The organism is Sinorhizobium sp. 8-89 (assembly GCF_030124325.1).
GTDB lineage: Bacteria > Pseudomonadota > Alphaproteobacteria > Rhizobiales > Rhizobiaceae > Sinorhizobium.
In genome coordinates, this window is the sequence record NZ_JASKLR010000003.1 from 462,533 (window position 1) to 479,725 (window position 17,193).

15 protein-coding genes and 1 pseudogene are annotated in these 17,193 nt (G+C 63.0%); 10 read left to right on the top strand and 6 right to left on the bottom strand.

Features of this window, described 5'->3' with window-relative positions:
- The first annotated feature begins 233 nt into the window (after nucleotides 1-233).
- Entirely contained in the window at nucleotides 234-2,387 is a 2,154-nt protein-coding gene (gene ligA, locus QN219_RS09495) for an NAD-dependent DNA ligase LigA (protein WP_283999371.1), read from the top strand.
- Between the two features lie 184 nt (nucleotides 2,388-2,571).
- Here ligA and QN219_RS09500 read toward each other — a convergent pair whose 3' ends face one another.
- Together QN219_RS09500 and QN219_RS09505 are read right to left on the bottom strand one after the other, a co-directional pair.
- Complete coding sequence (locus QN219_RS09500; RefSeq protein ID WP_283999372.1) at nucleotides 2,572-2,976, bottom strand: VOC family protein; 405 nt, start codon at nucleotides 2,974-2,976, stop codon at nucleotides 2,572-2,574.
- Between the two features lie 116 nt (nucleotides 2,977-3,092).
- Nucleotides 3,093-4,022 (bottom strand): LysR family transcriptional regulator, encoded by a 930-nt coding sequence (locus QN219_RS09505; RefSeq protein WP_283999373.1) that lies wholly within the window; start codon nucleotides 4,020-4,022, stop codon nucleotides 3,093-3,095.
- Between the two features lie 107 nt (nucleotides 4,023-4,129).
- Here QN219_RS09505 and QN219_RS09510 point away from each other — a divergent pair.
- The 7 genes and pseudogenes from QN219_RS09510 to QN219_RS09540 all read left to right on the top strand — a co-directional run bounded on the left by QN219_RS09510 (nucleotide 4,130) and on the right by QN219_RS09540 (nucleotide 9,305).
- Nucleotides 4,130-4,875: pseudogene (locus tag QN219_RS09510) on the top strand (3-oxoacyl-ACP reductase family protein).
- Nucleotides 4,876-4,911: 36 nt separating this feature from the next.
- Nucleotides 4,912-5,511: an NAD(P)-binding domain-containing protein gene (locus QN219_RS09515; protein ID WP_283999374.1), complete on the top strand. Its 600-nt coding sequence runs from the start codon at nucleotides 4,912-4,914 to the stop codon at nucleotides 5,509-5,511.
- Between the two features lie 388 nt (nucleotides 5,512-5,899).
- Complete coding sequence (gene panC / locus QN219_RS09520; protein WP_283999375.1) at nucleotides 5,900-6,775, top strand: pantoate--beta-alanine ligase; 876 nt, start codon at nucleotides 5,900-5,902, stop codon at nucleotides 6,773-6,775.
- Nucleotides 6,776-6,777: 2 nt separating this feature from the next.
- Entirely contained in the window at nucleotides 6,778-7,599 is an 822-nt protein-coding gene (panB, locus tag QN219_RS09525; RefSeq protein WP_283999376.1) for a 3-methyl-2-oxobutanoate hydroxymethyltransferase, read from the top strand.
- 325 nt (nucleotides 7,600-7,924) lie between these two features.
- A complete protein-coding gene (locus QN219_RS09530) occupies nucleotides 7,925-8,644 on the top strand; it encodes an AzlC family ABC transporter permease (protein ID WP_283999377.1) in 720 nt (239 codons plus the stop codon).
- Between the two features lie 3 nt (nucleotides 8,645-8,647).
- Nucleotides 8,648-8,956, top strand: a complete 309-nt coding sequence (locus QN219_RS09535; RefSeq protein WP_269282257.1) for an AzlD family protein — start codon at nucleotides 8,648-8,650, stop codon at nucleotides 8,954-8,956.
- Nucleotides 8,957-9,065: 109 nt separating this feature from the next.
- Entirely contained in the window at nucleotides 9,066-9,305 is a 240-nt protein-coding gene (locus tag QN219_RS09540; RefSeq protein ID WP_283999378.1) for a hypothetical protein, read from the top strand.
- Nucleotides 9,306-9,825: 520 nt separating this feature from the next.
- Here the strand turns inward: QN219_RS09540 and QN219_RS09545 are convergent.
- The 4 genes from QN219_RS09545 to QN219_RS09560 form a co-directional block, all read right to left on the bottom strand.
- Nucleotides 9,826-11,661, bottom strand: coding sequence for an aminopeptidase P family protein (locus tag QN219_RS09545; protein ID WP_283999379.1), 1,836 nt, complete (start codon nucleotides 11,659-11,661; stop codon nucleotides 9,826-9,828).
- Between the two features lie 602 nt (nucleotides 11,662-12,263).
- Complete coding sequence (locus QN219_RS09550) at nucleotides 12,264-13,139, bottom strand: 50S ribosomal protein L11 methyltransferase (RefSeq protein ID WP_283999380.1); 876 nt, start codon at nucleotides 13,137-13,139, stop codon at nucleotides 12,264-12,266.
- 210 nt (nucleotides 13,140-13,349) lie between these two features.
- Nucleotides 13,350-13,949: an SCO family protein gene (locus tag QN219_RS09555; protein WP_283999381.1), complete on the bottom strand. Its 600-nt coding sequence runs from the start codon at nucleotides 13,947-13,949 to the stop codon at nucleotides 13,350-13,352.
- Between the two features lie 137 nt (nucleotides 13,950-14,086).
- Nucleotides 14,087-14,245, bottom strand: a complete 159-nt coding sequence (locus QN219_RS09560; RefSeq protein ID WP_173509774.1) for a hypothetical protein — start codon at nucleotides 14,243-14,245, stop codon at nucleotides 14,087-14,089.
- 251 nt (nucleotides 14,246-14,496) lie between these two features.
- Here QN219_RS09560 and QN219_RS09565 point away from each other — a divergent pair, with 251 nt between their 5' ends.
- The gene (locus QN219_RS09565) at nucleotides 14,497-16,575 is read left to right on the top strand and encodes a methyl-accepting chemotaxis protein (protein ID WP_283999382.1); all 2,079 of its coding nucleotides are present in this window, start codon (nucleotides 14,497-14,499) and stop codon (nucleotides 16,573-16,575) included.
- 2 nt (nucleotides 16,576-16,577) lie between these two features.
- Entirely contained in the window at nucleotides 16,578-17,042 is a 465-nt protein-coding gene (locus tag QN219_RS09570) for a chemotaxis protein CheW (RefSeq protein ID WP_283999383.1), read from the top strand.
- Nucleotides 17,043-17,193: the final 151 nt, after the last annotated feature.

The following is a 17,193-nucleotide window of genomic DNA, read 5'->3' on the forward strand; positions in this document are numbered from 1 at the left end:
CTTCTCCTCCGATCCTCGTTCCTGTGGTCGTCACAGGAATTCAGCCGGCCAAAGCCTTGGGCTGAAAAGACTCTTCCGCACCGCAGACTTGGGGCGCTGTTCGCATCCCCGTGACGAGCACAGGCACGAGGGCGAAAAAAGCATCCGCCAAACCCACTACGTTGCTCCTCAAATCGATTCCGATTTGAGGAATCATGCAGTACAAACGACTCGCGAATCCGGAGTCGTCATGCATGTCCAGCGAACTGAAACCCGTCGAGCAACTGACCGAAACGGAAGCCGCCGAGGAGCTTGCGTTCCTCGCGAGCGAGCTTGCCCGCCATGACGCGCTCTATCATGGGCAGGACGCACCGGAAATCTCGGATGCCGATTACGACGCGCTGAAGCAGCGCAACGACCTGATCGAAGCGCGGTTTCCCGCACTCATCCGTGAGGACAGCCCCTCGCGGAAGGTCGGCGCGGCACCCTCGCTCACCTTTCAGCCGGTCGTCCATGCGCGGCCGATGCTTTCCCTCGACAACACCTTTTCCGACGAGGACGCCCGCGATTTCCTCGCCGGCATCTATCGCTTCCTCGGACGACTTCCGGATCATTCTATCGACTTTACGGCCGAGCCGAAGATCGACGGACTTTCGATGTCGCTGCGCTACGAAAACCGCCGGCTGGTGACGGCAGCGACACGCGGCGACGGCACGACCGGCGAGAACGTCACCGCCAATGTCCGCACCATCGGCATGATCCCCAAGACGCTTCCCGCCGACGCACCGGGTGTCGTCGAAGTCCGCGGCGAGATCTACATGGCGAAGTCGGACTTCGCGGCGCTCAATGCCGAGATGGCGGCGCAGGGCAGGCCGCTTTACGTCAATCCGCGTAACACGGCATCCGGCTCGCTCCGCCAGCTCGACGCCAAGGTGACGGCGAGTCGAAAGCTCCGGTTCTTCGCCTATGCCTGGGGCGAGATGTCGGCAATGCCGGCGGACACGCAATTCGGCATGGTCGAAGCTTTCAAGGCCTGGGGCTTCCCGGTCAATCCGCTGATGCAGCGCCTCTCCTCCGCGGACGAATTGCTGGAACACTATCATCATATCGAGCGCGAGCGGCCGGACCTCGACTACGATATCGATGGTGTCGTCTACAAGGTCGATCGGCTCGATCTGCAGGCCCGCCTCGGCTTCCGCTCGCGCTCCCCGCGCTGGGCGACGGCACACAAGTTCCCGGCTGAGAAGGCTTTCACACGCCTCAAAGGCATCGACATCCAGGTCGGCCGTACCGGGGCGTTGACGCCGGTCGCGCGGCTGGAGCCGATCACCGTCGGCGGCGTCGTGGTGACCAATGCGACCTTGCACAACGAGGATTACATCCGCGGTATCGGCAACAGCGGCGAGCCGATCCGCGAGGGGCGCGACATCCGCATCGGCGACATGGTCATCGTCCAGCGGGCAGGGGACGTCATTCCGCAGATCGTCGACGTGGTGATGGACGAGCGGCCGGAGGGTGCGGAGCCATACAGATTCCCGACCGCATGCCCGGTCTGTGGCAGCCATGCGGTGCGCGATATCAACGAGAAGACCGGCAAGGTCGATGCCGTGCGCCGCTGCACCGGCGGCTTCGTCTGCCGGGCCCAGGCGGTCGAGCACCTGAAACACTTCGTCTCGCGCAACGCCTTCGACATCGAAGGGCTTGGCTCCAAACAAATCGAATTCTTCTTCGAAAGCGAAGACGAGAGCCTCAGGATCCGCACCGCACCGGAAATCTTCACGCTGGAGCGCCGCCAGGAGTCCTCGCTCACCAAGCTCGAAAACATCGAGGGCTTCGGCAAGGTCAGCGTCAGAAAGCTGTTCGAGGCGATCAACACCCGTCGCTCGATCGCCCTTCACCGCTTCATCTATGCGCTCGGCATACGCCACGTGGGAGAGACGACGGCGAAGCTGCTTGCGCGCTCCTATGGCAGCTACGATCATTTTGGCGCAGCCATGGTCGAGGCGGGCAATTTTGCCGGCGACGCCTGGAACGAGCTCAACAGCATCGACGGCATCGGCGAGGTCGTCGCCCGTGCCATCGTCGAGTTCTACAAGGAGCGCCGTAACGTCGAGGTCGTCTCGCGGCTTCTTGAGGAAGTGACGCCGGAAAGTGCCGAGATGCCGGTTGTGACCGACAGCCCGGTTGCCGGCAAGACGGTGGTTTTCACCGGCTCGCTCGAGAAGATGACGCGCGATGAGGCGAAGGCGAAGGCAGAAAGCCTCGGCGCGAAGGTGGCGGGCTCGGTGTCGAAAAAGACCGACATCGTCGTGGCCGGTCCGGGTGCAGGCTCCAAGCTAGACAAGGCCCGCGAACTCGGCATCCAGACCATGGACGAGGACGAGTGGCTGGCGCTGATCGGCGGGTAGACAGCGCGTCGTGGCGACCCGCCTGCCGGTGCAGAAATGCGGAGAGCACCACCCTCTTTCATCCTCGGGACACGCCCGAGGATGACGGAGCAAAGGGAAAGCCATCGGCGAGACAGCGATGTAGACGAGATCGGTACGCCTTCGTCCCACCGGCTGCCGGTATTCTTCGCTGCGGCTCAGCCAGTCACGCCGCCTGCTCAGCCGACATGTCCATCCACATGAACTCCCAGACATGGCCGTCAAGATCCTGGAAGCTGATACCGTACATCGAGCCGTAGTCGATTGCCGGCTTCCACTGTTTGCCGCCAGCGGCGAGCGCCTTGGCCAGCATGTCGTCGCACTCGGCGCGGCTTGCGGCGGAAAGGGCGGTGATGACTTCCGTTCCCTTCGCCGTATCGCTGATCTCCCCGGTTATGAAACCGCGGAATTTCGGCTCGGTCAGCAGCATGGCGAAGATGTTGTCGTCGATGACCATGCAGGCGGCCGTGTCGTCCGAGAACTGCTCGTTGAAGGTGAAGCCGAGGGCGGAGAAGAAAGTCCTGGAGGCTTCCAGGTTCTTGACCGGCAGGTTTACGAAAATCATGCGCATGGGATGTTCCTCGTGAAGGATGTTTGCTTCTACGCAACAAGGACGAAGCCCGGTTTCGCCAGCCGACAGGCGGAAGCGAATTTTAACTGGCGTCGCGGTGACTACTTTCAAGAAGATCAGCCACGGCTGCCGGCAAAACGTTCCGCAAGCCTGTGCCGTTTGAAATGATCGGCGACGAAATCGATGAAGACGCGTGTCTTGGCGGGTAGAAGCGTGCGGCTGCCGTAATAGACCGATATCGGGCCGGCATCGGCACACCATTTGGGCAGGACGCGGACGAGCTCGCCGGATTCGAGATGGGGCAGTACGTCCGGCACGGCAACCAAGGTCACGCCGAGGCCGAGGAGCGCGGCGCGGCACATGGCGGCCGGATCGTTGATGACGATCGTCTCCTTCGGCGCGGCGGCCATTTCCTCTCCCGCGGCGTTGCGCATCATCCATTGCCGGATGCGGCCCGTGCGTGCCGAACGCATGACGATGCCGTCGAGATCGGCGAGACCGGCGGGTTCGAGCAGCGGGCTTCGCCCTGCGAGATAAGCAGGAGAGGCGACCGCGATGATATGGGCGGGAGCCAGCACCCGCGAGACAATGCCGGGCGACAGCTCGAAACCGCCGCCGATTGCCGCGTCGAAACCTTCCGCGACGAGATCGACCTGCCGGTTGTCGAACTGCCAGTCGATCCGGATCGCCGGGTACTGCTTCAGGAAGTCCGGCAGCAGCGGCAGAATGTGGTCGATCCCGAAGGTCGGGCTGAGGCTGACCTTGAGCACGCCCGCGGGTCCTCCCCGTTCGCCGCCGGCTTCGGCGATCGCGCTTTGCAGTCCCTCGAGATTGTCGCGGATCGCGGCCAGGAAGCGCTCGCCGTCCTCCGTCAGCGTCAGCTTGCGGGTCGAACGATGGAAGAGGCGGATGCCGAGGGTTTTTTCGAGCATGGCGACGTTGCGGCTGACGGCGGCGGGTGTCAGGCCGAGACGCCGGGCGGCACCGGAGAAGCCGCAATGCTCGGCGCTACGGACGAAGGATTCGAGGTTGACAAGCGTTTCCATAGAATTTTCAAGTGATCGTTGAAAATGCTGAAAGTGATTACCGACTTATCCTAGCTGAATGAGATGGCAATATCCACTCCATCGAAACCCTCAATGGAGTGAAGACAATGTCCAGCCAGAACCTTCAAGGAAAGGTCGCTTTCGTCACAGGCGGCTCCCGCTCGATCGGCGCTGCCATCGTCAAACGCCTTGCGAACGACGGTGCCGCCGTCGCCATCACCTATCACGGTTCGCCCCAAAGGGCGGCCGCGGTGGTTGACGCGATCAAGGTCGAGGGCGGCCGCGCCGCCGCCATCCGGGCCGATGCCGGTGACGCTACGGCGGTGCGCGCCGCCGTCACTGAGGCGGTCAGGATGTTCGGCGGCCTCGACATACTTGTCAACAATGCCGGCATCGCCCTCGGCGGTCCGATCGACGAGATTACCGAGGCGGATTACAATCGCATGATTGCGGTAAACGTCACCGGCGTCTTCGTCGCCACGCAGGAGGCCCTGCGCCACATGAAGAGCGGCGGCGCGTCATCCACATCGGCAGCTCGATGGTGCGCTACGCGGCCTTTCCGACCGCCTCGCTCTACACGCTGACCAAGGGTGCCGTTGCCGGCTTCAACCGCAGCCTGGTGCGCGACCTCGGGCCGCGCGGCATCACCGTCAACGCGGTGCATCCCGGCCCCACCGACACCGACATGAATCCGGATGGCGGGCCGGTCTCGAAGATCGTCCGTCCCGGCATGGCGATAGGCCGCTACGGCAAGCCGGAGGAGATCGCAAGCGTCGTGGCCTATCTGTCGAGCCCCGAAGCAGCTTTCGTTACTGGCGCCGACATTGTCGCGGACGGCGGCTTCACGGCCTGACGTCGCAACAAACGGGAACATCGAAAGGAACGTGCCATGTCCATCGGCATCATCGGATCCGGCAATATCGGATCGGCCTTTGCCCGGGCGCTCGCGAGAGCCGGCGTACCGGCCGTCATTTCCAATAGCCGCGGGCCGGAGAGCCTGAAAGAGCTTGCCGGCGAACTTGCCCCCTACATCACCGCTGGGACGCGCGAGGAGGCCGCAAGCGCCGATATCGTCCTTGTCGCCGTCAACTGGTCGAAACTTCCAAAGGCGCTTGCCAGCCTGCCGGACTGGGACGGCCGCATCGTCATCGACGCGAACAATCCGATCGAGGCGCCGCTCTTCCAGCCCGCCGAGCTCAACGGGCGGCTTTCGAGCGAGATCTTTGCCGATCTCGTCCCCGGCGCCCGCGTGGTCAAGGCGTTCAATCATCTGCAGCCGCATCTCGTCTCGGGCAATCCGAATGCGGAAGGCGGGCGCCGCGTCCTGTTCTTCTCGGGCGATGACGACGCCGCCAAGACGGAGGTTGCGCGCCTGATCGACCGGCTGGGCTTCTTCGGCATCGATCTCGGCCCGCTCTCCATTGGTGGAAAGCTCGCGCAGTTCCCGGGCGGCCCGCTGCCGGCGCTCAACCTGGTGAAGTTCGACTAGAGTAATTCCACCTGTGTAACGGTTTCCGTCCGGAATGGCGTTGTTCCAAAGCATTGGATCATTTCAACAAATGAAATGATCCAAGATCAGGCGGGCCGGACGATCCGGCCCGCCTTTTGGCCTCGGCTGATCCTTCCCCACACCATTTCCATTTGTCTTTTTGCGCTGCACAAGATAGAGCTTTTGCAGCCAAAATTTGTGCAATTGCCTTTTCGCGGGGCTGGCTGCTACGGCGCCGCGCGTCCTACCGGACGCGCAAGGTTCACGGTAGCACTTTGAGTTGGTGGGTGATTCCTTAAGTCGGTTCCGATTTAAGGAGTCGTGCAGTAGCCATATCGGCGAAACGGGGCGCGCCACTCAGTGCCCCGGCGGATTGGAGGATCCGGAGATGAGAACTATTACCACCATCACCGAGCTGCGCGCAGCCCTTGCCGAGCACAGGCGGGCGGGGAAGACCATCGGTCTTGTCCCCACGATGGGGTATCTTCACGCCGGTCACATGGAACTCGTGCGCCGCGCACGCAGCGAGAACGACGTTGTCGTCGCCAGCATCTTCGTCAATCCGCTGCAGTTCGGGCCGAACGAGGATCTTGCCAAATATCCGCGCGACCTTGCCCGCGACGAGGCGATGCTCGCCGACGGCGGCGTCGATTTTCTGTTCGCGCCTGGCGTTTCCGACATGTATCCGCGTCGGATGGAAACGGTTGTCGACTTGCCGAAGCTCGGCTCGGAACTCGAGGGCTCGGTGCGGCCCGGCCATTTCGCCGGTGTCGCGACCGTCGTCACCAAGCTCTTCAACATCGTGCAGCCGGATCGCGCCTATTTCGGCGAGAAGGATTTTCAGCAGCTCCAGATCATCCGCCGCATGGTCGAGGATCTGGCGCAGCCCGTCTCGGTGATCGGCATACCGACGGTGCGCGAAGCCGACGGTCTCGCCTGTTCATCGCGCAACGTCTATCTGACCGCGGACGAGCGCCGCGCTGCCGGGATCGTTCCGAAGGCGCTGGACGAGGCCGAGCGGCTGATAGCCGGCGGATTGATCGACGCTGCCGCGGTCGAGAAGGGCGTCATCGACTTCCTGTCCACGGAACCGCTGGCCCGGCCCGAGGTCGTCGCGCTGCGCGATCCGGAAACGCTGGAACCGATCCAGGAAATCGGCGAGAAGCCGGTTCTTCTCCTGCTTTTTGTCCGCTTCGGTACCACGAAGTTGCTCGATAACCGTGTTATCGCTCCGAAATCCGCCCGTTTTGCAAAGGTTGCCTGAGAATGAGCGTACAAACCACGAAGCGGCGGCTGAGCCCCGCCAGTATCGAAGCGCTGAAGGGCGAACGTCCGATCGTCAGCCTCACCGCCTATACGACGCCGATCGCGCGCCTGCTCGACCCGCATGTGGATTTCCTGCTCGTCGGCGATTCGCTCGGCATGGTGCTTTACGGCCTCGACACGACCGTGGGCGTCACGCTCGACATGATGATCGCGCATGGCCAGGCGGTGATGCGCGGCTCCGAACGCTCCTGCGTCGTGATCGATCTTCCCTTCGGCTCCTATCAGGAATCGAAAGAGCAGGCCTTCCGTAGCGCCGCCCGTATCCTGAAGGAAACCGGCTGCAGCGCCGTCAAGCTGGAGGGTGGGGCGGAAATGGCCGAGACGGTCGATTTCCTGGTCAGCCGCGGCATTCCGGTGCTCGGCCATGTCGGCCTCATGCCGCAGCTCGTCAACACCACGGGCGGCTACCGTTCGGTCGGGCGCAACGAAAAGGAAGTGGCCAAGATCCGCCGCGACGCGAAGGCGATCGACGACGCCGGTGCCTTTGCGATCGTCGTCGAGGGTACGGTAGAACCCGTCGCCCGAGAGATCACCGCGACCTTGCGGGCGCCTACGATCGGCATCGGCGCATCGCCCGCCTGCGACGGCCAGATCCTCGTGTCGGACGACATGCTCGGCCTCTTCAACGACTTCAAGCCGCGTTTCGTCAAGCATTTCGCCGAACTCGCGCCGGCGATCTCGAAGGCCGTCGAAGACTATGCCAACGAGGTGAAGGCGCGGACCTTCCCGGGTATCGAGCATACCTTTCAGTTGAAGCGCTGATCGCACGGACGATCGTAATCTTTTGCCCCTCACCCTAGCCCTCTCCCCGCATGCGGGGAGAGGGGACTGGGAGTGTGCGGCGAGTCCCTTCTCCCCGCATGCCGGGAGAAGGTCGCGGCAGCGGGATGAGGGGCGGAAACGAATGACGCAGAGCGATCGGATCAAGGGTCGCTGCCCCGTCGTCGGAGCAAGAGAGGCGACACCCCTAACCATCAGAAAATTCAATCACTGCATCAGCGTAATTGAATTGTCGGGGCGTGTGGCAGCGCCTATCTGTCCCCATGCCGGGTCGCGGACGTGCCTCCGGTTTCGGCGGAGGATGATCATGAACAGAGACGATTTCCGGGCGGGCCTGCGCGGCGGCTTTCCCGTTATGCTTTCCGCGTCGCCCTTTGGCGCGCTCTTCGGGGCGCTCGCGGTCGACAACGGCTTTTCGGTTGCCGATGCGGTGTTCATGAGCGCGACCGTCTATGCCGGCGCCAGCCAGATGGTCGGCATCGAACTCTTCGGCAACAATGTCCAGCCGTGGCTGGTCGTGCTTTCGGTTTTTGCGGTTAACTTCCGCCATGTGCTCTATTCGGCCTCGATCGCAAAGCATATCCGCCACTTCACGCTCATCCAGAAGCTTCTCGCCTTCTTCCTGCTGGTCGATCCGCAATATGCCGAGACGGAGCAGCGTGGCGAGCGGGGCCTGCCTGTCACCTTCTCCTGGTATCTCGGCTTCGGCCTCGTCATCTATTTTCCCTGGGTTCTCAACACGCTTGTCGGCGCGCTTTTCGGGCAGTTGATCGGCGATCCGAAGGCGATCGGCCTCGATGTGTTGTTGCCGATCTATTTCCTCGGCCTCGTGCTCGGTTTCCGCACGCGCGATCGCTTCCTGCCCGTGGTTGCGATCAGCGCCGTCGCCTCCGTTGCCGCCATGCATTTCGTCGGCTCGCCCTGGCATGTCAGCATCGGCGCGCTTGCCGGCATCCTGCTCGCGGCTTTCCTGCCGCAGGAGCCCCGCCCGCGGCAGGGGCTGGCGGCTGTTGAAAAGGAGGCGTGAGCCATGGATGCCCAGCACCTCAACCTCATCTACCTGATCGTCGCCGCCGCACTCGCAACTTTCGCAACCCGGTTCGGCGGCTATGTGCTGATCACTCAGTTGAAGCGCATTCCGCCGCGGCTCGAGGCGGCGCTGAATGCCGTCCCGGCGGCGGTTCTGACGACGTTGGTTGCGCCAGCCTTCGTCTATGGCGGCTTCGACGTCGCGGCGTCCATGCTCGTTGCCTTTGCAATCGGGCTGCGCTTCTCGACACTTCGCATGCTGCTTGTCGGCTGGGTCGCGGTAATGGCGATTCGGCACCTGGTTCTGTAGACCTCCAGGAAACGAGAGCTTCCGGCCGCCATTGGCGTTGGAGCGCTAGTGGACTATCATTCTTTCATTGCCGGAGAGGCATCGGCGCTCCGGCCGTGGAGGAGCGACCATGATGATCAGGATATTGATTGCCCTTTTGCTAGCGATCGCGCCTGTGACCGCCTTCGCCAATTCGTGCCCCTCGCAGATGGCCGCAATCGACGCGGCCCTGCCGTCAGCCTCCCTTTCCGAGGCCGACATGGCCAAGGTCAAACAGTTGCGCCAGCAGGGCGAAGACCTGCACAAGGCTGGCGATCACGCCGGTTCCGGGGCAGCGCTTGGCGAAGCAAAGAAAATGTTGGGAATCTGAATTGAGGAGCCGGGCTACCCCCGGCTTTACAGTTCCCGAGAAAATCCGCGACCGATCGGTTAAGCCGCAGGTTCGGTGTCGTGCCTGGAATATTGACGTCCGCGCCCTGTGTCGACTGCGGGCGGCGAAGCCGCCGGCCTCGCCAGTGGGGGCGCGGCATGCGGACGGACGGCATCCCGTTTCAGGCGCAAACGATTGATGATTGTCAAATCCAGTAGAATTTTCGGGTTACGCTCGGGCGTCGCGGGAAATATAAAGTTGTTGTTGGTAGAGACTATAAACCTCCCAACGGAGGCCCGGCTGCCCCAGCCCCCAACCTATGCCGGGCCTCCCGCAACCAGCCATGATCGAACGATTCGCCGGCTTCCGCGGCGCAACCGGCGCGGAAAGGCCTTTCGCCTGTTCGGCATACTGGAGTGCCAGATCATTTCATTGTCTCATTGAAACAATGAAATGAGCCAACTCATTGAACCTACGCAATTCGGACAGAGAACCGCTGCACACCTTTCCCGGAATCGCGCTAACGCGCGATCGCCTCCGTGGCGGCCTTTAGCCAGTTGCGCGTCTCGTCGCTGGCGAGCAGCGGCATGAGCTTCTCGCGCGTTTCCGCGTGGTAGGCGTTCAGCCAGGCAAGTTCGTCGTCCGTTAGGAGCGCGGGGAGAACGAGGCGCCGGTCGATCGGGCAGTAGGTCAGGGTGTCGAACCCGAGCATCGGCAGGTCGCCGCCCTCGATCTCCGAGGCCTCGCGGACGACGACGAGATTTTCGATGCGGATGCCGAAGGCGCCCGGGCGATAGTAACCGGGCTCGTTGGAAAGGATCATGCCCGACAGCAGTTCCTGGGTCGAAAGCCGCGCAATGCGCTGCGGCCCCTCATGCACCGAAAGATAGGAGCCGACGCCATGGCCGGTGCCGTGAGCATACTCGGCGCCCGCCTTCCAGAGCGCGATGCGGGCGAGCGGATCGAGATCGACGCCGCGCGAACCCTTGGGGAAGCGCGCTGTGCTGATCGCGATCATGCCTTTCAGCACCAGCGTGAAGAAGCGCTTTTGCTCTTCCGGAACGGAACCGATCGCGACCGTTCGGGTGATGTCGGTCGTGCCGTTTATGTATTGCGCGCCGGAATCGATGAGGAACATGGTTCCGGGCTCGATTGTCCGATCCGTATCCGTCGTCACGCGGTAGTGCATGATCGCTGCGTGCGAGCCGGCGCCTGCGATCGTATCGAAGGAGATATCCTTCAGCGGGTTCTGCATGCGTTCGCCGACGGTCGCGCGTGTGGCCTCCAGACGTTCCGTCGCGGCAATCTCGGTTACGCTGCCCGGTTCCGTCTGGTCGAGCCAGGCGAGGAATTCGACCATCGCGGCGCCGTCCTGTAGATGGGCACGGACTGAGCCTTGGATCTCGGCGGCATTCTTGCGGGCGCGGGGGAGGCGGGCCGGATCGACCGCGCCTATGACCGAACCGCCCTTCTGGCGGATCAGTTCGCCGATGGCGAAAGGCGCAAGGTCCGGGTCGATCATGATCGCTGCGCCGGTCTCAGCCAGCGCCGCCAGCCGGTCTTCGAAGCTCGCCGGTGCGGCGATATCGGCAAGTTGGGTGAGATAGGCTTCCTGCTCGATACCGGTCTTGCGCTTGTCGAGAAAGATCTCGGCGCGGCCGCCCGCATGGATGATGGCGCGGGCGAGCGGATGCGGCGTGTGTGGCACGTCGCTGCCTCGAATGTTGAAGGTCCAGGCGACGGAGGAGGGGTCAGTGAGCACGACGGCGGCGGCCTTGGTCTTTTCGAGGCCGGCGGCGATCGCGGCGATCTTTTCCTTTGCCAGTTGGCCGGCATGCTCGATCGGCTGGATCGTCACCCGGCCAAGCGGAGCGGCGGGCCTGGCAGTCCAGATCCGGTCAAGCGGGTTGTGGTCGAGGAAGACGAGCGCGCCGCCGATAGCGGCGAGCGCCTTCTGCAACTTGAGGACCTCGGCACCGGTGTGAAGCCAGGGGTCAATGCCGAGGCGGAAGCCTTTCGGGGCATGACCCTCTAGCCAGACATGCGGCGGTTCGCCGATGAGGTCGCCACCCGTGAAGACACTGCCGTCCACCTGTTCCTTGAGCTGAGTCACGTAGCGTCCATCGACGAAGACGATCGCTTTACGCTGCGTGATGAGAGCGACGCCTGCAGAACCGGTAAAGCCCGTCAGCCAGGAGAGGCGCTCGGACGAGGCCGGCACGTATTCGCCCTGGAATTCGTCGGCGCGCGGCACGAGGAAGCCGTCAATGTCGAGGGCCGGGAAAGCGGCGCGCAGGGCGGCGGTGCGCTCCTTGCCGAACTGAGGCGTGGAGGTGACTTCGAAGGACTGAAACATGGATATTTCCGGTAATCTGGCGGAGATCCGCGGCTAAGATGATCGCCATGTTAGCGGAAAGGCCGCTGCGGAGGAAAGAGGCGATATCCGGCCGTGAACAGACGGAAGCGGCCGAACCACCGCCGGAGCCTGAGGCGTGAAGGCAGGGCATTTGCCCATCCTGCGGACATATGCACCGCATGCATGGCACCCATGCTGCAAAGCATCTATCTCTATCGGAATAATGGTTTATAAGCCCGCTCAACGAACACGGACGAACATCCGGTGGTTCAAAAAGCTGCGGTTCTGAGAATAGTTGGTCATTCTGTTCTCCTCCTCCCTCAAGGGTGGCCAATTTCAGAACGGTAGACGCCCGCTTGAGCGCTCCTCCTCCTCAGGCTCGCGGGCATGGTCGGTGTTCAAGCCGGCCAACAGGCGATGCCTCTGGCATCGCCTTTGTTTCGAAAAGGGCCGCCCGTCATGATGGACCGGGTGGCCTTTTTCGTTTCTGGACTTTCTCAAATTAATGCTATCGTTTTCCGCGATACGGTGTTGCAAGCGGCGAAGGACGTTGCTTTGCAAAGCGCCACGCGGACGAGTTGTCTTGTGCGGCCAGCGAGCCGCTATTTCGTCAGATGGATCGTGACCCAGCCGTTGCGCCAGATGGTGCGCACGTGCTTGAGATGCTGGCCGTTGTAGGCGGCAAGCACCTTCCAGCGCTGTTCGGCGAGGATGCCGGACAGGATGACCGAGCCGCCGGGGGCGAGATTGGCGACGAGCTGCGGCGCCATCTTCATCAGCGGCCGGGCCAGGATGTTGGCTATGATCAGGTCGAAGGGGCCGTTGGCGCTGAAGGCCGTCGAGTGGAAACCGGGGGCGGTAGCAAAGGTCATGCCGTTGACGACGCCGTTGCGGCGGGCGTTTTCGCGCGCGACGCGGGTCGCGATCGGGTCGATGTCCGTAGCAAGCACCGGTACGTGCAGGAGCTTCCACGCGGCGATCGCGAGCACGCCGCTTCCCGTGCCGAGGTCGAGGACGTTGCGCACGGTCCGCGTATGCGCGACGGAGGCAAGCACTTCGAGGCATCCGGCCGTCGTGCCGTGGTGGCCCGTGCCGAAGGCCTGGCCAGCGTCGATCTCAATGGCGATTTCGCCGGTTTTGACCTTGTCGCGGTCGTGCGAGCCATGGACGACGAAGCGGCCGGCGCGCACGGGGGCAAGCCCCTCCAGCGACTTGGCGATCCAGTCGATATCGGGCAGTACCTCGCGTTCGATGGAAAGGCGGGAGAAATCGGCGGCAAGCGCTTCGGCAAGCCGCGCCCTCACGCCATCCTCCTCATCAGCCATCATGTAGATAGAGGCTTCCCAGACGTCGCACTTCTCGTCGATCTCCATCGTCGCGATGGCGTAGTCTTCGTCCTCGAAAACCACGCTCATCACATCGAGCACGGCCTCGGCCTGTTTCTCGGTGCTGGTGACGAAAAGTCGTATCTCGCTCAACGGTCTGTCCTTCGGCTGCAATCGGTCTCGCCGCTATCATGAATGGGGCGCAAACGCAAAGCGCCGCTACGGCATGTTTCCTTAAATCGTCTCCGACTTGAGGGTAAAAACATGCAGCAATTCAAAGTGCTGCAGCGTCCTTTGCGCGTCTCGAAAGACGCGCGGCGCTGCAGGCACTGCGCTTCCAAGAAGGTCGGATGAACTGTTAGCTCAGCCCTTTGTCAGGTTCTCGAGCTTCTCGACGGCGGTTTCCGGGTTCTCGCCATAGGCGATCGTACCGCTGAAGTGCCCGTTCGCGTCGAGCAGGAACACCGAGGCTGTGTGGTCCATGGTGTAGTCGCCGTCCGGGTTCTCTTCGTCCACCGGCACCTTCTTGTAGTAGACGCGATAGCCCTTGACCATTTCGAGGACCTTGTCCGGCGGGCCGGAAATGCCGGTGACACGCTTGGAGACGTTGGAGACGTATTGGCCGAGAATCTCCGGCGTATCGCGCTCCGGATCGACGGTGATGAAATAGGCCTGCAGCTTGCTGCCGTCGGGATCGACCTTTTCGAGCCAGCCGTTCATCTCGAATAGCGTGGTCGGGCAGACTTCAGGGCAATGGGTGAAACCGAAGAAAAGCGCGGTCGGCTTGCCGGTGAACGCCTTTTCGGTAATCGGCTTGCCGTCCTGGGCGACAAGCGTGAAGGGCACGCCGAAGGGGCCGGAGGATGCCTGCTGCTTCGATTGCGTCATGTCGTAGGTGAGCCAGCCGAGGATCGCCACCATGACGAGGATGGCCGCCCAGAGGGCAATGCGAATGGATTTCATCGTTGGTACCGGTCTGTTGTGGGCCGCGGCGGGCCGTCAATGAACGTGGCGTTGTGATACCGCGTCGCCACCACCGGCGCAAAGGGAGAATTGCCGCAGGGACCCGTCGGGTCACGCGGCACGCGTGCGAACACGTATCAGAAGCACCACGAAAGTCCGGCTTGGGCGAGCGACAGGAAGATGTCGGCGCCATGTGCGATCCAGCCCTGGAAGGCGAGAACGGCGACGAGCGCGAACGCGCCCGCGACAAAGGCGAGAACGAGGGGCGAGAGCGATTTCTTCGTATCCGTGCGCATGAAACAAATCATAACACTGCAGGGCGACAAGGAAAGGGCCCCGGGACAGATCGTCGGCAGTTCATCCGCAACTTGGCAGCCGTGTTTTAGCGAATGTTTAAGGTCTGTTTGCCAGTGTCGGCGAACGCGGAGAAGTGCACCACTTCGACATGACATGAGGTCATCCGGTTGATCGAGCCCGGCCTTCCGCATCGATCGTAACGGACGACCTCGCCTGCCGCGGCGGGTCCAATGCAATGGACTGCCAGTTGATGAATACCTTCCCATCCGTCGAACGCACCCTTTCTGTCAGCCAGCGACTTGCGACGCTTGCGGGCGCTGCCTTTCTCGGCTTCGGCTCGGTGCTCGCCGTCGGCTTGTACCAGGAACGCCGGTCGGAGGAGACGCTTGAAAAGGCGATCACCGCGCAGCAAGGCATGCGAACGGTCGAGGAAATGCGGGTTGCCGGTCTTGAACTGACGCTTGCGGCGATGGACACGATTGTCGATCGCGACGAGCGCCAGATTCTGCCTGAGCGCGCGGGCCAGATCCGGGCTTCTCTCGCGGCGCTCGGTACCAAGAAAGCCGATGTCGAGGCGCTGGCGCGTCTCCTCGGCAAACCCGAATTGCTTTCGAGCTTCGATGCCGACCTCGCAGAACTGCGCAAGGCGATCGAAGTGGACTTGAAGGCGCTGGTGGAGGCGGGGGCGCAAGCGGAGGAATTCGCCCGCATCGACGATGCGATCGACGGTGGCGGAGAGCGCGTAGCCGCCGCGCTCGCGCAGTTGAGCGAAGCCGCCGCCGATCTCGCGTCCGCACGCATCGCCGAGACACAGGCCGCATCGACGAAGGCACTCATTCTGCAGGCGGCTGCCGGCTTGGTGGCGATGGCGACCTTGCTGGGCCTGATCTGGTTTCACGGCAATATGTTGCGCCGGGGAATCCTGGGCTTACGCGAAAGCATGCAACGGATCCATTCGGGTGATCTGAACTCCAATGTTACCGGGCTCGGGCGCGGTGACGAAATCGGTGAGATGGCGCGCTCGGTCGACCTGTTCCGGGCATCGGCGATCGAGAAGCGCACTCTCGAACAGAACGCGACGGTGAGCCGCAAGGAAATCGAAGAGGAGCGCCGGCGCCAGGAAACAGAGCGCGATCAGGCCGTCGATCGCATCAAAGCCGCGGTCGATGCGCTCGGGCGGGCCCTCAACCAGCTTGCAGAGGGCAATCTGGCGGTCGCGATCCGCGAGCCTTTCGCCGACGATCTCGATACGCTGCGCCGCGATTTCAACAACACGGTCGAACAGCTGAGCCACGTTCTTTCGAACGTGAAGGAGAATGCCGTCTCGATCGAATCGAACGGCAGGCAGATGCGCAGCGCCGCCGATGATCTGGCACGGCGGACGGAACGGCAAGCGGCGTCGCTCGAGCAGACCTCGACCGCGCTGGAGGAAATCACGGTGACCGTGAAGACCGCGACCGAGCGTGCTGAGGAGGCGAGTCGCATGGTCGACGACACGCGCACCAATGCGGAAGAATCCGGCCGCATCGTCGCCCAGGCGATCTCCGCGATGGCTCGCATCGAGGGGGCCTCCAACGAAATCGGCAAGATCATCAACGTCATCGATGAGATCGCCTTCCAGACGAATCTTTTGGCGCTCAACGCCGGCGTCGAGGCGGCGCGGGCGGGCGAGGCCGGCAAGGGCTTTGCCGTCGTTGCCCAGGAAGTCCGGGAGCTCGCCCAGCGCGCGGCCGGCGCGGCGAAGGACATCAAGGCGCTCGTCACACGGTCCGGCAACGAGGTGGAAACCGGCGTGAAGCTGGTGCAGGCGACCGGTGAGGCGCTTGGCCGTATCGGCGCGGACGTCGCGCGCATCAACGAACATATGAGTTCCATCGTGATGGCGGCGCGCGAGCAGTCGACCGGGCTCAACGAAATCAGCACCGCGGTCGGCCAGCTCGATCAGATGACGCAGCAGAACGCGGCGATGGTCGAGCAGACCAATGCTTCGAGCCACACGCTTGCGCAGGACGCCGAGAAGCTCAGCGGACTCGTCAGCCAATTCCGCAACGGGCAGGTGAGCGAGGCAGCGGTCCGCGCGGCAGCGCCTGCTCAGCCCTCGATCAAGACAGGCATGCCAGCCAGGGCGAACACGTCCGTCCGCGCCGGCGCCGCCGCCGCTCCCGCAAAGCCGGTGCCGCTGCGTAAACCTGCGGCGGCGCAGGCGTCCACCCGTCCAGCTCCATCCCCCGCCAAGGCCCTGATGGGCAAGCTGGCGGGCGCTTTCGGCAACAAACCTGGCTCTGCACCGTCCGTGACGGCATCCGGCGACAATTGGGAAGAATTCTGATCATGAGCAACGCTATCAAGCAGTCCGGCGCCTATCTCGAAATCGTCTCCTTCCACCTTGGGGACCAGGAGTTCTGCATCGACATCATGGCGATCCGCGAAATTCGTGGCTGGGCGCCGGTCACGCCGATGCCCCATACGCCGTCTTATGTGCTTGGCCTCATCAATCTCCGCGGGGCGGTGATCCCGGTCATCGACATGGCCTGCCGTCTCGGGATGAAGATGACCGAACCGTCCGAACGCTCGGCAATCATCGTCACCGACATCAACGGCAAGCTTGTCGGCCTCTTGGTCGAGCAGGTTTCCGACATGATGACGATCCGCAGCGAAGACCTGCAGCCGGCGCCGGAGATCATTCCGGAAGCGCAGCGCGCCTTCTGCCGCGGCATCGTGGCGCTTGAAAAGACAATGGTCTGCTTCCTCAACCTCGATACCGTCATCGCCGACGAGCTGGCGCAGGCGGCATAGCCCGAAGGCAAGCTCTGGTTATCGCAAGGCCCGCTTCGGCGGGCCTTTCCGCGTAAAGGGATGTAGGTTGCTCTCGGGCGAGCCCCGTGTTTTCGCGGCGGGCATCAGGGCAGGACGGGCAAATCGTCAGTTGCTTTCCAGGAACACGTGC

Coding starts and splice junctions, on each gene's coding strand:
- ligA (WP_283999371.1), top strand. CDS start 234: ATGTCCAGCGAACTGAAACCCGTCGAGCAACTGACCGAAACGGAAGCC.
- QN219_RS09500 (WP_283999372.1), bottom strand. CDS start 2,976: ATGCGCATGATTTTCGTAAACCTGCCGGTCAAGAACCTGGAAGCCTCC.
- QN219_RS09505 (WP_283999373.1), bottom strand. CDS start 4,022: ATGGAAACGCTTGTCAACCTCGAATCCTTCGTCCGTAGCGCCGAGCAT.
- QN219_RS09515 (WP_283999374.1), top strand. CDS start 4,912: ATGTCCATCGGCATCATCGGATCCGGCAATATCGGATCGGCCTTTGCC.
- panC (WP_283999375.1), top strand. CDS start 5,900: ATGAGAACTATTACCACCATCACCGAGCTGCGCGCAGCCCTTGCCGAG.
- panB (WP_283999376.1), top strand. CDS start 6,778: ATGAGCGTACAAACCACGAAGCGGCGGCTGAGCCCCGCCAGTATCGAA.
- QN219_RS09530 (WP_283999377.1), top strand. CDS start 7,925: ATGAACAGAGACGATTTCCGGGCGGGCCTGCGCGGCGGCTTTCCCGTT.
- QN219_RS09535 (WP_269282257.1), top strand. CDS start 8,648: ATGGATGCCCAGCACCTCAACCTCATCTACCTGATCGTCGCCGCCGCA.
- QN219_RS09540 (WP_283999378.1), top strand. CDS start 9,066: ATGATGATCAGGATATTGATTGCCCTTTTGCTAGCGATCGCGCCTGTG.
- QN219_RS09545 (WP_283999379.1), bottom strand. CDS start 11,661: ATGTTTCAGTCCTTCGAAGTCACCTCCACGCCTCAGTTCGGCAAGGAG.
- QN219_RS09555 (WP_283999381.1), bottom strand. CDS start 13,949: ATGAAATCCATTCGCATTGCCCTCTGGGCGGCCATCCTCGTCATGGTG.
- QN219_RS09560 (WP_173509774.1), bottom strand. CDS start 14,245: ATGCGCACGGATACGAAGAAATCGCTCTCGCCCCTCGTTCTCGCCTTT.
- QN219_RS09565 (WP_283999382.1), top strand. CDS start 14,497: ATGAATACCTTCCCATCCGTCGAACGCACCCTTTCTGTCAGCCAGCGA.
- QN219_RS09570 (WP_283999383.1), top strand. CDS start 16,578: ATGAGCAACGCTATCAAGCAGTCCGGCGCCTATCTCGAAATCGTCTCC.